This is a genomic window from Vitreimonas sp., from assembly GCF_035627415.1.
Lineage (GTDB): Bacteria > Pseudomonadota > Alphaproteobacteria > Caulobacterales > Aquidulcibacteraceae > Vitreimonas.
This window is the reverse complement of sequence record NZ_DASPLU010000001.1, coordinates 61,408-74,556: the sequence shown is the minus strand read 5'-3', so window position 1 is coordinate 74,556 and position 13,149 is coordinate 61,408. Positions and strand designations below refer to the sequence as shown.

Annotated in this window: 15 protein-coding genes; 11 read left to right on the top strand and 4 right to left on the bottom strand. The window is 66.5% G+C overall.

Annotated elements, in window-relative coordinates; all coding sequences use genetic code 11:
* Positions 1-28: 28 nt before the first annotated feature.
* Positions 29-481, top strand: a complete 453-nt coding sequence (locus VEA80_RS00440) for an RcnB family protein (protein WP_325058706.1) — start codon at positions 29-31, stop codon at positions 479-481.
* A 59-nt stretch (positions 482-540) separates the two neighbouring features.
* Here the strand turns inward: VEA80_RS00440 and VEA80_RS00435 are convergent, their stop codons facing one another.
* Positions 541-741, bottom strand: coding sequence for a DUF2842 domain-containing protein (locus tag VEA80_RS00435; RefSeq protein WP_325058705.1), 201 nt, complete (start codon positions 739-741; stop codon positions 541-543).
* Between the two features lie 82 nt (positions 742-823).
* On the opposite strand from VEA80_RS00435, the gene VEA80_RS00430 reads away from it, so the two are divergent.
* The 5 genes from VEA80_RS00430 (at position 824) to argC (ending at position 4,222) form a co-directional block, all read left to right on the top strand.
* Entirely contained in the window at positions 824-1,849 is a 1,026-nt protein-coding gene (locus tag VEA80_RS00430; RefSeq protein WP_325058704.1) for a COX15/CtaA family protein, read from the top strand.
* A gap of 123 nt (positions 1,850-1,972) precedes the next feature.
* Positions 1,973-2,449, top strand: a complete 477-nt coding sequence (gene rplM, locus VEA80_RS00425) for a 50S ribosomal protein L13 (RefSeq protein ID WP_325058703.1) — start codon at positions 1,973-1,975, stop codon at positions 2,447-2,449.
* Positions 2,450-2,452: 3 nt separating this feature from the next.
* Positions 2,453-2,947 carry a 30S ribosomal protein S9 gene (rpsI, locus tag VEA80_RS00420; RefSeq protein WP_349257186.1) on the top strand — a complete coding sequence of 165 codons (495 nt, stop codon included), beginning with the start codon at positions 2,453-2,455 and terminating at the stop codon, positions 2,945-2,947.
* A 71-nt stretch (positions 2,948-3,018) separates the two neighbouring features.
* On the top strand, positions 3,019-3,291 hold the full coding sequence (locus VEA80_RS00415; RefSeq protein WP_325058702.1) for a hypothetical protein: 273 nt from the start codon (positions 3,019-3,021) through the stop codon (positions 3,289-3,291).
* Positions 3,281-4,222: an N-acetyl-gamma-glutamyl-phosphate reductase gene (gene argC, locus VEA80_RS00410; RefSeq protein WP_325058701.1), complete on the top strand. Its 942-nt coding sequence runs from the start codon at positions 3,281-3,283 to the stop codon at positions 4,220-4,222. Before VEA80_RS00415 ends, argC begins: the two co-directional genes overlap by 11 nt.
* Before the next feature lie 191 nt (positions 4,223-4,413).
* Here the strand turns inward: argC and VEA80_RS00405 are convergent, their stop codons facing one another.
* Both VEA80_RS00405 and phaC read right to left on the bottom strand, forming a co-directional pair.
* Positions 4,414-5,004 (bottom strand): hypothetical protein, encoded by a 591-nt coding sequence (locus tag VEA80_RS00405; protein ID WP_325058700.1) that lies wholly within the window; start codon positions 5,002-5,004, stop codon positions 4,414-4,416.
* A gap of 192 nt (positions 5,005-5,196) precedes the next feature.
* Positions 5,197-7,137 (bottom strand): class I poly(R)-hydroxyalkanoic acid synthase, encoded by a 1,941-nt coding sequence (gene phaC / locus VEA80_RS00400; RefSeq protein ID WP_325058699.1) that lies wholly within the window; start codon positions 7,135-7,137, stop codon positions 5,197-5,199.
* A gap of 107 nt (positions 7,138-7,244) precedes the next feature.
* Here phaC and VEA80_RS00395 point away from each other — a divergent pair, with 107 nt between their 5' ends.
* From VEA80_RS00395 to recJ, 5 genes are all read left to right on the top strand, one after another.
* Complete coding sequence (locus tag VEA80_RS00395) at positions 7,245-7,541, top strand: hypothetical protein (RefSeq protein ID WP_325058698.1); 297 nt, start codon at positions 7,245-7,247, stop codon at positions 7,539-7,541.
* A gap of 22 nt (positions 7,542-7,563) precedes the next feature.
* A complete protein-coding gene (locus VEA80_RS00390) occupies positions 7,564-8,757 on the top strand; it encodes an LL-diaminopimelate aminotransferase (protein WP_325058697.1) in 1,194 nt (397 codons plus the stop codon).
* A 3-nt stretch (positions 8,758-8,760) separates the two neighbouring features.
* Positions 8,761-10,056, top strand: a complete 1,296-nt coding sequence (locus VEA80_RS00385; RefSeq protein WP_325058696.1) for a homoserine dehydrogenase — start codon at positions 8,761-8,763, stop codon at positions 10,054-10,056.
* Positions 10,053-11,000 carry a class II fructose-bisphosphatase gene (gene glpX / locus VEA80_RS00380; RefSeq protein ID WP_325058695.1) on the top strand — a complete coding sequence of 316 codons (948 nt, stop codon included), beginning with the start codon at positions 10,053-10,055 and terminating at the stop codon, positions 10,998-11,000. The genes VEA80_RS00385 and glpX overlap by 4 nt, the downstream gene beginning before the upstream one ends.
* 64 nt (positions 11,001-11,064) lie before the next feature.
* Positions 11,065-12,864, top strand: a complete 1,800-nt coding sequence (gene recJ, locus VEA80_RS00375) for a single-stranded-DNA-specific exonuclease RecJ (RefSeq protein ID WP_325058694.1) — start codon at positions 11,065-11,067, stop codon at positions 12,862-12,864.
* Here recJ and VEA80_RS00370 read toward each other — a convergent pair.
* Positions 12,861-13,076 (bottom strand): hypothetical protein, encoded by a 216-nt coding sequence (locus tag VEA80_RS00370; protein WP_325058693.1) that lies wholly within the window; start codon positions 13,074-13,076, stop codon positions 12,861-12,863. The genes recJ and VEA80_RS00370 overlap by 4 nt on opposite strands.
* Between the last annotated feature and the right edge of the window lie 73 nt (positions 13,077-13,149).

Below are 13,149 nucleotides of genomic sequence, written 5' to 3'. Positions count from 1 at the left end.
ACTTGAGGAGCACCCAATGAAACGCTTTATGACAACCGCTCTCGCGGCTTTGGTGATCGCCGGCCCGCTGAGCGTCGGCGCGGCGAGCGCGCAATCGTGGCGCGGCGACAGCGTCCGCGAAGAACGCCGCGACGTGCGCGATGCGCGCCGCGATCTGCGCGAAGAGCGCCGCGAGCTGCGTCGCGCCCAACGCTGGAATCGCCAGCAACACAACGGCTACTATCTCGGCGGCCGTTTCTATTATGGCGAGCCGTCCTACCAGCACCTGCACCGGGGCGACTATCGCCCGGCATGGCAGCAATGGCGTCGCGGCGATCGGCTGCCGTACTATGCGCGGGAGCACTATCGTGAAGTCGATTGGCGCCGGCACGGCTATCGCCAGCCGCCGCGCGGCTACCACTACGTGCGTGACGACCGCGGCGAGGTTCTGCTCGTCGGCATCGCCACGGGCGTGATCCTGGGCCTCATCCTCGGCAACTAAGCCGGCGTGTGACGTCACAGAATGAAGCCGCTCCGGAGCCTCGCTCCGGGGCGGTTTTGCTATGTGCGATTGATCCAGGCGAACAGCGGTTTCAGCGGGAAGATCCAGACGATACCGGCCGCCGCGTAGAAGATGAGCTCGGCCCAGAACGGCAGGATCGGCAGGAGATAAGCGCCGAGCGTGGCCGCCAGCACGGCATAGACCGCCAGATAGGCCAGAAGGCCGGCGCAGCCGATGGCCTTGCGCGTGCGGATGTCCATAGGCCGTTCCTACGCGGCGGCTCGCCGCCTTTCCGTCAAGCTTCGCCGGTTCTATGGGTGCGGGAAGAGGAACCCGCAAGGCATGAGCAGCGACGACATTTGGCCCCCGCGCGAGGTGTGGGTCGGCAGATGGCTTTTGGTCGTCTGCGCGCTGGTAATCGCCATGATTCTCGTCGGCGGCGCGACGCGGCTGACCGACAGCGGGCTCTCGATCACCGAGTGGGATTTGACCAAGGGGCTCACGCCGCCGCTGACCGATGCGCGCTGGGCTGAAGAGTTTGGGCTCTATCAGCGCACGGTCGAGTTCCAGGAACAGAATAGCGAGATGACGCTCGCCGAGTTCAAGTACATCTATTGGTGGGAATGGGGGCACCGTTTCCTCGGCAAGCTGCTCGGCGCCGTGTTCGTGCTGCCGGCTTTGTTCTTCTTCTTCACCGGCCGCTTGCGCGGGCGATTTCGCGTGACGTTTGCACTGTTCGCGCTCGGCGCGCTGCAGGGCGCGATCGGTTGGTGGATGGTGACGAGCGGGCTCTTCTCCGGTCTCGACGTGAGTCCGGTGCGGCTCGCGATCCATCTCGGCATGGCGCTCGTCATTCTGGCGCTGGGGCTCTGGGTGGCGCTCGGCGCATTCGCTTGGCCGCGGGAGAAGGCAAAGCTCGGCCTGCCGCGCTGGGCGCCGTTCGCGCTCATGGGCCTGATCTTCGTGCAGGTGATGCTCGGCGCCTTGCTCGCGGGCTCGCGCGGCGGGGCGGCGTACGCGGACTGGCCGTGGATCGGCGGCGAGTGGATTCCGTCGAGCGCGTTCATGCTGGAGCCGTTCTGGGCGAACTTCACCGAAGATCACGCGACCCAGCATCTGTTGCACCGGACGACGGGGTATGCGGTCGCTCTCGTAGCGTTGGCCGTGGCGCTGGCGGGGCTGATCCGCGGGCAGGGGGCCGCGCGCTGGGCGGCGCTGGCGGTCGGGGCCATGGCGCTGCTGCAGGCGGGGCTCGGCGTGCTGACCGTTATTTGGGCCTCGCCGCTTTGGCTGAGCCTGATTCACCAGATGGGCGCGGTGGTTCTGTGGATGGCGGCGCTGGTCTCGGCGCGGGCGGCGTGGCGGTAATCTATCGGCGTAGTAAAATACCACACAACTAATAGTCTGATCTGAAACGTAAAAACATCTCCGCTTGACGCGATTTCTGCGCTGCAATAAACGCGCGCCTTCGTTTCTTCAGGACCCATACCCATGCGCACTACTTCGACGCGCTCGGCCAAGGCCTCGGAAGTCACCCACGGCTGGATCGTGGTGGACGCCGAAGGCGCGGTGGTCGGCCGTCTCGCCTCGTTCATCGCGCTGCGCCTTCGCGGCAAGCATCGCGCGGACTTCACCCCGCACGTCGACACCGGCGACCATGTCGTCGTGATCAACGCGGAGAAGGTGGCGTTCACCGGCAAGAAGCTGACCGACAAGGTCTATTATCGCCACACCGGCCACCCGGGCGGCATCAAGGAGCGCGTCGCCGGCAAGGTGCTGAGCGGCAAGCATCCCGAGCGCGTCGTCGAGAAAGCCGTCGAACGGATGATGCCGAAGGAAAGCCCGCTGGCGCGCAAGCAGCTCGCGAAGCTGCGCGTCTATGCCGGCGCCGAGCATCCGCACGCGGCGCAGAACCCCGTTACGATCGACTTCAAGTCGAAGAACCGCAAAAATTCGAGGATCGGCTAAACCATGACTGACATCAGCCAAGGCCTCGAGTCGCTCGGCGAACTCACCGGCCGTCAGCCCGGCACGGGCACGGAGCACATCGCTCAGCCGCGCGAGCGCAAGGTCGACCAGTTCGGCCGCGCTTACGCGACCGGCAAGCGCAAGAACGCCGTCGCCCGCGTTTGGGTGAAGCCGGGCAAGGGCAACATCACCATCAACGGCAAGCCGAGCGATGCGTACTTCGCGCGCCCGGTGCTGCGGATGATGATCAATCAGCCGTTCAAGGTCACCGAGCGCGAAGGCGAGTTCGACGTGATCTGCACGGTGGTCGGTTCGGGCCTTTCGGGCCAAGCCGGCGCGGTGCGGCACGGCATCTCCAAGGCGCTCGCCGATTACGAGCCGGCGCTGCGTCCCGCATTGAAGCACGCCGGCTTCATCACCCGCGATCCGCGCGTGGTCGAGCGTAAGAAGTACGGCCGCGCCAAGGCGCGCCGGAGCTTCCAGTTCTCGAAGCGCTAATCGCTTTCTGCATCTGGTCTCGACGGGCGCTTCTCGAAGGGGAAGCGCCCGTTTTGTTTTTTGGAGTCGCCATGATCGCTGATTGGCCCAAGTACGCCGGGATCGCTGCTCTGGGACTTGGAGCGATTGTGATCCAATTGGTGATGATCTGGCGCTACATTTCCTCCGGACGGGTTCTGCACCAGCGAACGTATAGCGGCGCCCCTGTAACGCGCGAGGAAACGCCGATCTTCTTTTGGCTGCATGTCGCGCTACTGGTGGTGATGATCGCTGGTTTTGCGTGGTTTGTAGTGCATGTGACTGGGTACATGCTCGGTTGGTGGGGATGGGCGATTGGCTCCTAAAGTTTTCATCGATGGCGAAGCCGGCACGACCGGATTGCAAATTCGCGAGCGGCTGGAGGGGCGGCGCGATATCGAGCTGGTTTCGATCGATGCGGGCAAGCGCAAGGATGCGGACGAGCGTAAGCGACTCCTCAACGCCGTCGATGCGGTGATCCTGTGTCTGCCGGATGAGGCGGCGCGCGAGGCGGTGGCGCTGATCGAGAACGATGCGGTGAAGGTGATCGATGCGTCGACGGCGCATCGGGTTGCTGAAGGCTGGACGTACGGCTTCGCCGAGATGGCGAAGGAGCAGCGGGGGAAGATCGCGGCGGCGAAGCGGATTTCCAATCCGGGCTGCTATCCGACCGGGTTCATCGCTTTGGTGCGGCCGCTGGTGGAAGCGGGAATTGCGCCGCGCGATTGGCCGCTGAGCGTCAATGCCGTTTCCGGCTATTCGGGCGGCGGCAAGGCGATGATCGCGGAGTTCGAGGACGAAGCGTCGCCGAACTTCACCCGCGTTCCGTATCGCATTTACGCGATGGCGCAGCAGCACAAGCACGTGCCGGAGATGAAGGCGTACGCTGGGCTCGCGCGCGGGCCGATCTTTCAGCCGAGCGTCGGGCGCTATTACAAAGGCATGATTGTCGAAGTGCCGCTGCCGCTCTGGGCGCTGCCCCGCAAGCCGAGGCCGGCCGACGTGCACGCAGAGCTCACGCAATTCTACGAGGGGGAACGCTTCGTCACGGTGGCTTCGCTCGAGGAAGCTGCCGCATTGAAGACGCTCGATCCCGAGCGGCTGAACGACACCAACGAGATGAAGCTCTACGTGTTCGGGCATGAGGCGGAGGCGCGGCTGGTGGCGGTGCTGGACAATCTCGGCAAAGGCGCGAGCGGCGCGGCGGTGCAGAATCTGAACATCGCGCTGGGGCTGGAGGAGACGGCGGGGCTTTAACTCCCCTCGTCCCGCGAAGCGGCGGAGGGGTTGGGGGAGGGGGACATACGTTCTCCGCGCATCTTCACTGTCCCCCTCCCTGCGGCTTCGCCGCTGTCCCTCCCCCGCTTTGCGGGGCGAGGGACGTGCGCGGGCGCCCGCGGCGAACGGTGTTCGCGCGGCGGAGAAAGTTTGTACGGGCGAACCTTCAATTATGAGGAATCGGCGGCGCGCGGCGTGTGCGCCGCGAGATTGCGCACGCGCGCGGCCGGCGGGCGGACGGGGATCAGCGGATGCAGGCGCATGAAGCGCGTGCTGCGTGCGGCCACGGCGCGGGCGTAGTCGTCGATGCGGCTGAGCACGCCGATGAGATGAAGGATGCGGCCGACGCCGCGATGCTGGCGCAGCCGCGTGCGCAGCCAGGCGCCGGCGATGCGGCGCAGCGTCAGCGGGACGCCGGTGCGGCGCCTGAAGCCGGCGCGAGCGAACTGGCGGTTGGACGGAACGACCCTTGGGCGGCGCATGAAGTCGGCGGCGCGCAGCAGGATCAGATCGCGCACGGCGCGGGTGAGCCGCGCGACGGAGTAGGAGCCGTAGCGCGCCCGGTGACGGCGATCGGCGCGCGGATCGAGCGAACCGCACGCAGCCCAGAACAGCACGCCGATCAGCCAGGCGAAGAACCTGGCGTAGCGGGGATGTTGGCGGGGTCGGCGGCTGATGTGCATTTGCCGCGCATCATAACCGCGATCGACGGCGGTCGGATTGAATCGCCCAAGCGCGCAGCTTGGCGCTTGAATGATCAAGGAAATCGCCAGCTGTTTAGGGGGATAGACGCGCCGTCTATCCTCGCATCTGCGCCGCTAAGGCTGCATAAACACGACTATCGCAGTCTTTTATCGAAACCGCGGTGTTTATGGGTCCCGGGTTCGACGCTTCGCGTCGCCCCGGGAAGGGGTGGAAGCAACGCCGTCGATTGATACTGTTTGCGACATGCCTCACGCCGCGTCCGAGCGCACTTTCACGTAATCGCCCGGCGCGTCGCCGAGCACGGGGAGGCCGCCTTCGCCCGGCGTGCGGGCGGGAACGTCGGGGCCGCTGCAGGTTCGGAGCCAGGCGTCCCAGTGCGGCCACCAGGAGCCGGGGTGCTCTTTCGCTTCGGTCTGCCATTCGGGCAGGCCGTCGCGCAGTTTCTCGCCGATCCAATACTGGTACTTCTTGGCGTCGGGGTGATTGATCACGCCGGCGATGTGGCCGGAGCCGGCGATGATGAACTCGACTGGGCCGCCGAAGGCGCGGGCGCTGTTGAAGACGCTGGCGCACGGGGCGATGTGGTCTTCCTTCGAGCTTTGCATGAAGACGGGAATCTTCACGTCCTTCAGCGAGAGCTTTTCGCCGAGCAGTTCGAGCTCGCCTTTGGTCAGCGCATTGTCGCGGTAGAATTTGCGCAGATAGAAGAGGTGTAGCGCTTTCGGCATGCGCGTCTGATCGGCGTTCCAGTAGAGCAGGTCGAACGGCGGCGGCTGTTTGCCGATGTAGTAATTGTCGACGACGTAGTTCCAGACGAGGTCGTTGGAGCGGAGCGCGTTGAAGGTGTCGGCCATGGTCTGGGCGTCCAAGACGCCGCCATGCGCTTCCATTTTGTCTTCGAGAAAGCGGATGCCTTGTTCGTCGGAGAAGACGAGCAGGTCGCCGGCGGCTTTGAAATCGGCTTGGCTGGCGAAGAAGGTCGCGCTCTGAATGCGCGTATCGCCGATCTTGGCCATGTGCGCCAGCGCCGCGGCGAGCAGCGTGCCGCCGACGCAATAGCCGACCGTGTTCATGCGATCGACGCCGGTGGCTTTCTCCACCGCATCGACGGCGGCGTAGACGCCTTCGCGCAAGTAGTCCTCGAAGCCGACATCGGCCATGTCCTCGCCCGGATTGACCCAGGAGACGAGGAAGACGGTGTGGCCCCGGTCCACCAGCCATTTGATCATCGAGTTCTTGGGCTGGAGATCGAGAATGTAGAACTTGTTGATCCAGGGCGGGAAGATCAGCAGCGGCGCTTCGTGCACCGTCTCGGTGCTCGGGCTGTACTGCAGCAGTTCGAACACGCGGTTGCGGAAGACGACTTTGCCAGGCGTGGTGGCGACGTTGACGCCAACCTTGAAGGCGTCGAGATCGGTTTGCGAAATTGCCAGCACGCCTTCGCCGCGCTTCAGATCCGCCGCGAGATTCTCGACGCCGTGCCGCAGGCTTTCGCCGTGTGTGGCGAAGAGCGCGCGCAACGCCGCGGGATTGGTCATCAGGAAGTTGGAGGGGGAAGCGGCGTCGACGGCCTGCTTGATGTAGAACGCGGCCTTGCGCTTGACGGCGTCGTCGACGCCTTCGGCGCGGTCGACGAGGTCGGTAATGAATTGCGCGGTGACGAGATAGGACTCGCGCAGCATCGAGAAGGCGGGATTGGAGCGCCATTCCGGATCACGGAAGCGCTTGTCGCGTACGGGGCCTTCGTCCGGCTGCTGGCCGGTCAACATGTAGGCGGCGTGGCGCTGCCAGATTTCGGCGTAACGCTGCCAGAGCGACGCGTGCGCCTCGCGCAATGTTTCGGGCTGCTGCGCGAGGTGCGACCAGACGTCGTTCAGCGCGGCCTGCATGCCGAGCGGGTCGGGCTGCCAGTGCGCGGCTTCCTTGGCCTGATCGATAAAGGCTGTGGAGAAAACCTGGTTGGCGCGCGTCATCGCCGAGGTGAGATTGGCCGAGAGCGCGGCGAGGCTGTCGGCGGTCTGGGCCATGATCACTTCGTTGAGCGGCGGCGGCGCGTCGGCGGGTGGTTTGGGCGCAGCTGCGGCGGCAGCAGCCGGCGCCGCCGGGGCAGCCTTCGGCTTGCGCTTACGCTTGGGTTTAGCTGGGGCCGCTGCGCTGGGCTTCGGGGCAGGCTCAACGCCATCCGTCATCAGATAATCTCCGTGAGGCGTATGTAATGCCGCTTCGCGCAGTGGCGCAAAGGCGGAGCTTGGTTTAGGAGGTTTTATCGGCCTGAATCGGGTCAGGGATGACGTTCATGCGCTTGGGTTTGCTCGCCGCCGCCTTTGGTCTTGCTCTCGCCGGCTGCGCGAGCGCGGAAACCGCGGCGAACGACCCGTCCTATCCGAGCCTCCGCGACGTGCCGACCGGGACGGACGCCAATACCGATCCGGCGCATTGGGCCGAGCTCGAGGCGGAACTGCTTGCCGCGCGCGAAGCGCTGCAGAGCCATCCGCGCGCAGCGCCCGCCAGCGCGACGGAGAGCCCGGCCGAGTTCCTCGACGAAGCGCGCGAGGACATCGAGGAAGCGCGCCAGTCGCACGAACCGAACTGACGCTTCGCCGCGCGGGGCCTCGATGGGCGATTTTCACAAGATCAAGCGGCTGCCTCCTTATGTGTTCGAGGAGGTCAACAAGCTGAAGGCGCGCCTGCGCGGGCAGGGCGTCGACATCATCGATTTCGGCATGGGCAATCCCGACCTGCCCGTGCCGGAGCACATCGTCGACAAATTGTGCGAGACGGCGCGGAAGCCGCGCACCAATCGCTACAGCGCCTCGCGCGGCATTCCGGGGCTGCGCCGGGCGATGGCCGGCTATTACGAGCGGCGCTTCGGCGTGAAGCTCAATCCGGACACGCAGATCGTCTCGACCTTGGGCTCGAAGGAAGGCTTCGCCAATCTGGCGCAAGCGATCACGGCGCCGGGCGACACGATCATCACGCCGAACCCGTCCTATCCGATCCACGCGTTCGGCTTCATCATGGCCGGCGGCGTCATCCGCCATATCGAGGCGCATTCGCCGGAGCAGTATCTGAGCGGGTTGGGGCGCGCGGTGCGCCATTCGGTGCCGCCGCCGATTGCGATGGTGACGTGCTATCCAGCCAATCCGACGGCGCAGACGGCCGATCTCGATTTCTACAAGGATGCGGTCGCGTTCGCGCGTAAGCACGAAATGTTCGTGCTCTCGGATATGGCGTATTCGGAAATCTACTTCGAGGGCGAACCGCCGCCCTCAGTGCTGCAGGTCGACGGCGCGAGCGATGTCTGCGTGGAAGTGAACACGCTGTCGAAGACCTATTCGATGGCGGGTTTCAGGGTTGGATTCGCTCTGGGCAACGAGCGGCTGATCGCGGCTTTGGCGCGAGTGAAATCGTATCTGGATTATGGCGCCTATACGCCGGTGCAGGTGGCGGCGGCGGCGGCTTTGAATGGGCCGCAGGAGTGTGTCGCCGAGATGCGCGCGATCTACAAGCACCGCCGCGACGTGCTGCTGGAAAGCTTCGCGAAAGCCGGCTGGACGTTGCCGAAGCCGAGCGCTTCGATGTTCGTGTGGGCGCCGCTGCCGGAGGGGTTCAAACATCTGGGTTCGGTCGAATTCGCCAAGCGACTGATGGAGGGCGCCGAGATCGCGGTGGCGCCGGGCGCGGGGTTCGGCGAATACGGCGACGGGTTCGTGCGCATCGCCCTGGTGGAGAACGAGCAGCGCATCCGCCAGGCGGGGCGCAATCTGAAGAAATTTCTGCAATCGAACGCGGCTGCGTCGGCGGAGTAGGCGATGGGCAAGCTGCGGGTGGGCATCGCTGGACTGGGCACTGTCGGCGGCGGCCTGCTGAGGCTTTTCGCCGATCCCAGCGCGCGGCTGAACGAGAAAATGGAGCTGGTCGCGGTTTCGGCGCGCAATCGGTCGCGCGACCGCGGCGCCGATATCAGCTCCTATCGCTGGTTCGACGATCCGGTGGAGCTGGCGGCGCAAGAGGACATCGACGTCGTCGTCGAACTGATCGGCGGCAGCGATGGGCCGGCCAAGCGCGCGGTGGAGACTGCGCTGCAGCGCGGCGCACACGTGGTCAGCGCGAACAAGGCGCTGGTGGCGATGCACGGCGTGACGCTGGCGGAGCTTTCCGAAGCGCGCGGCGGCAGGCTGTTGTTCGAAGCCGCCGTTGGCGGCGGCGTGCCGATGGTGAAGGCGCTGAAGGAAAGCGTCGCCGGCTGCCGCGCGAGCGCGGTAGCGGGAATTCTGAACGGCACCTGCAATTACATTCTCACCGAGATGGAGGCGTCCGGCCGTTCGTTCGCCGACGTGCTCGCCGATGCGCAGCGGCTTGGTTATGCGGAGGCCGATCCGACCATGGATGTCGGCGGCTTCGATGCGGCGCACAAGCTGACGATCCTGTCGGCAATCGCGTTCGGAACGCGGCCGGACTTCGAACACGTGCGGATCGAAGGCGTCGAGCGGGTGTCGCTGACCGACATCCGCATGGCTGGCAAGCTCGGCTTCCGCATCAAGCTGCTGGCGAAGGGCGCGCTGACCGAAGGCGGCGTCGAGATGCATGTGCGCCCGGCTTTGCTCGCGTTCGATCATCCGCTGGCGAACATTGGCGGCTCGCTCAATGCGTTGGTGGTGGACGCAGAGCCCGCGGGACAGCTGACGTTCATCGGCCGCGGCGCCGGCGCTGGGCCGACGGCGGCGTCGGTGGCGTCCGATCTGATCGATCTGGCGGAGGGACGCGCCGGCCATGCGTTCGGACGGCCGCTGGCGCAGCTGAGCGCGGCGCCGCGCGCGACGCCGGCTGAGCGTGGGCGCTATTATTTGCGGCTGATGGTGGCGGATCGGCCGGGCGTCGTAGCGGCGATCTCGGATCGGCTCGCGCACGAGAGCATCTCGATCGAGAGCTTCCTGCAGATGCCGGCGCCGGAAGGGCCGGTGGTGCCGATCGTGCTGACGACGCAGACCTGCGCGCGCGCTGCGGTGGAAGCGGCGGTCGACGCAATGCAGGCGCTCGATGTCGTGGTCGAGCCGCCGTACGTGATGCCGGTCGAAGTCTCCGGCGCGCGCTGGGGCCGGGCATGAGCGTCATCAGCAATGATTTGGCGATGATGCTAGCGCGGGCGCCGGTCGAGGCGGCCATCGCCGCGGCGCGTTTCATCGGCCGCGGTGACGAGCGCGCGGCGGACCAGGCCGCGGTCGATGCGATGCGCGCGGCGCTCAACGCGATGCCGATCAGGGGCCGCGTCGTCATCGGCGAGGGCGAACGCGACGATGCGCCGATGCTCTATGTCGGCGAAGAGGTCGGCGCGGGCAAAGGGCCGGAGCTCGACATCGCGCTCGATCCGCTCGAAGGCACGACGCTGACGGCGAAGGCGAAAGCCAATGCGCTTGCGGTGATGGCGATTGCGCCGAAGGGCGGGCTGTTGCACGCGCCGGACACGTACATGGACAAGATCGCGATCGGGCCGGGCTATCCGCCGGACCTGATCGATCTCGACGAAGGCGCGGCGGACACTGTGCGCAAGCTCGCCAAGGCGAAGGGCGTGGCGCCGGAGGAGATCGGCGTCTGCGTGCTGGACCGGCCGCGCCACGGCGGGATTATCGAAGCGCTGCGCGGCGTCGGCGCGCGCGTGCAGCTGATCGACGACGGCGACATCGCCGGCGTCATCAATTGCACCAAGCCCGAGACCGGCATCGATCTTTATCTCGGCCAAGGCGGCGCGCCGGAGGGCGTGCTGGCGGCTGCGGCGCTCAAATGTGTGGGCGGCCAGTTTCAGGGCCGGCTGGTGATCCGCAACGAGCAGGAGCGGATGCGCGCGGAAGCGGCGGGGATCGAGGATCTGAAGCGGCGCTATGCGCTGGACGACCTCGTTTCCAAGGATGCGATCTTCATCGCTGTCGGCGTCACCTCCGGGTCGCTGCTCCGCGGAGTGCGTTTCGATAGCGGCACGATCCGGACCAATGCCGTGGTTATGAACAGCGCCACGCACACGGTTACCGAGCTGCATATCCGCCAGCCGGCTTAATCGCCTCGTAACGGCCGCATCCTGTGCGATGCTGGGCCATGGCGGGAATCGATTCGGACCGGCAATGAGCGCGGCGCTGCAACTGGAGCGCAGTGCGGCGTTTCTTGGCGTCGAGCGGTCGCTGACCGGGCGGCGCTGGCGCACGCGCGACGCGGACCTTGCGCTTGTCGAAGCGTTCCGCCGCCGGTTTTCGCTGCCGGAGATCGCGGCGCGCCTGCTCGCTGCGCGGGGCGTTGCGCTCGAGGGCGCCGAGACCTTCCTGGAGCCGACGCTGAAGGCGCTATTTCCCGATCCGTCCAGCTTCGCCGACATGGACGAAGCGGCGCGCGTGATCGAGGACGCGATCGTCAGCGGCCGCTCGTGCGCGGTGCTGGCGGATTATGATGTCGACGGCGGCTCGTCCGGCGCGCAGCTGGTGCGCTACTTCCGCGCGCGCGGGCGCGAGTTGAAGATCTACGTGCCGGACCGGATGAAGGAGGGCTACGGGCCGTCCGTGGTCGCGTTCGAACGGCTGAAGGCGGAGGGCGTCGAACTCGTCATCACTGTCGACTGCGGCGCCGCGGCGGAGGGGCCGTTGAACGCTGCCGCCGATCTCGGCTTGGATGTGGTCGTGCTGGACCACCATTTGATGCAGCATGAGCCGCCGAAGGCGCGGGCTGTGGTCAATCCGAACCGGATGGACTGCAGATCGGGCCAGGGTCATCTCACCGCGGCGGGCGTGGTGCTGGTGACGCTGGCGGCGGTGAACCGCGAAGCGCGGCGGCGCGGCTCGATCGGTTCGAACAATCTGCCCGACTTAATCCAGATGCTCGATCTCGCGGCGATCGGCACGGTGTGCGATGTGGCGCCGCTGACGGGATTCAATCGCGCCATCGTTTCGCAAGGGCTGAAAATTCTGCGCAATGGCAAGAATATCGGCTTGGCGGCGCTGGCCGAGAATGCGGGACGGAAAGGCCAAGCCACGGTCTACGACTTCGGTTTCATCCTGGGCCCGCGCATCAATGCGGGCGGACGCGTGGGCGACGCGTCGCTGGCGACGCGGCTGCTCTCGACGGAAGATATCGACGAGGCGCGCGAGTTGGCGGCGACGCTGGAGGCGCTGAATCAGGAGCGGCGCGCGCGCGAAGCGGAGATGCTGGCGGAAGCGGAGACGGCGGCGCTGGCCGAAGCGGAGCAGCGCGCCGTCGTCATCGTCGGCTCGCATCGTTGGCATCCGGGCGTGATCGGCATTGCGGCGGGGCGGCTGAAGGATCGGCTGATGAAGCCGACGATTGTGCTGGGCGGCGTCAGCGAGCGCGAGCCGGCGAAGGGCTCCGGCCGCTCGACGCCGGGCGTGAACCTGGGCGCGGCGGTGGCGGCGGCGAAGGAGGCCGGGCTGCTGATCAATGGCGGCGGGCATGCCGCGGCGGCGGGGCTCACGGTGGAGTGGGAGCGCGTCGAGGAGCTGAAGGACTTTCTGTCCGAGCGGCTGGCGCCGGAATTGAACGCGGCAGCGGGCGAGGCGCGGGCGCTGTCGATCGACGCCGCCGGCGCCGTGGGCGCGATCGATCTTGGGCTGATCGAAGCGCTCGACCGCATCGGACCGTACGGGCAGGGGCATCCCGAGCCGGTGTTTGCGCTGCCGGACGTGCGTGTCTCGTTCGCGAAGCTGGTGAAGGAAGAACACGTGCGCTTCACGCTCGAAGACGCACGCGGGGCGCGAATCGGCGGCATCGCCTTCAGAGCGATGAAGAGCCCGCTCGGCGAGGCGCTGATGAAACGTGATGCGACGTATCACGCTGCCGTCCGCGTTAAGCGCAACGAGTGGAACGACACGGTGCGCGCGGAGGTCGAGATCGTCGATTTGGCGGCGTCGGCCGGTTAGAAGTCGTCGCGCTGCTGCGAGTAGGCGCGGACCGAGAAGAAGATCATCGCAGCGCCGCCCGCGGTGAAGAAGCCGAGCATGGGGACCGAGGCGGCGACGCCGGCGGCGGGCGTCATCCAGGCGAAGAGCGGCCCGCCCAGCTGAAGGTAAATGACGAGCGCCAGCGGGAGCAGCAGGACCCAGCCGGTCAGCAGTCCAAGAAGTCGCAACATCAGCGCCGCTCCCGCCTTGCCAGCGCCACCGCACGCCTCTATATGCCGGGCCTTCCCGCGCACCCGGGGCGAC

Coding starts and splice junctions, on each gene's coding strand:
- VEA80_RS00440 (WP_325058706.1), top strand. CDS start 29: ATGACAACCGCTCTCGCGGCTTTGGTGATCGCCGGCCCGCTGAGCGTC.
- VEA80_RS00435 (WP_325058705.1), bottom strand. CDS start 741: ATGGACATCCGCACGCGCAAGGCCATCGGCTGCGCCGGCCTTCTGGCC.
- VEA80_RS00430 (WP_325058704.1), top strand. CDS start 824: ATGAGCAGCGACGACATTTGGCCCCCGCGCGAGGTGTGGGTCGGCAGA.
- rplM (WP_325058703.1), top strand. CDS start 1,973: ATGCGCACTACTTCGACGCGCTCGGCCAAGGCCTCGGAAGTCACCCAC.
- rpsI (WP_349257186.1), top strand. CDS start 2,453: ATGACTGACATCAGCCAAGGCCTCGAGTCGCTCGGCGAACTCACCGGC.
- VEA80_RS00415 (WP_325058702.1), top strand. CDS start 3,019: ATGATCGCTGATTGGCCCAAGTACGCCGGGATCGCTGCTCTGGGACTT.
- phaC (WP_325058699.1), bottom strand. CDS start 7,137: ATGACGGATGGCGTTGAGCCTGCCCCGAAGCCCAGCGCAGCGGCCCCA.
- VEA80_RS00395 (WP_325058698.1), top strand. CDS start 7,245: ATGCGCTTGGGTTTGCTCGCCGCCGCCTTTGGTCTTGCTCTCGCCGGC.
- VEA80_RS00390 (WP_325058697.1), top strand. CDS start 7,564: ATGGGCGATTTTCACAAGATCAAGCGGCTGCCTCCTTATGTGTTCGAG.
- VEA80_RS00385 (WP_325058696.1), top strand. CDS start 8,761: ATGGGCAAGCTGCGGGTGGGCATCGCTGGACTGGGCACTGTCGGCGGC.
- glpX (WP_325058695.1), top strand. CDS start 10,053: ATGAGCGTCATCAGCAATGATTTGGCGATGATGCTAGCGCGGGCGCCG.
- recJ (WP_325058694.1), top strand. CDS start 11,065: ATGAGCGCGGCGCTGCAACTGGAGCGCAGTGCGGCGTTTCTTGGCGTC.
- VEA80_RS00370 (WP_325058693.1), bottom strand. CDS start 13,076: ATGTTGCGACTTCTTGGACTGCTGACCGGCTGGGTCCTGCTGCTCCCG.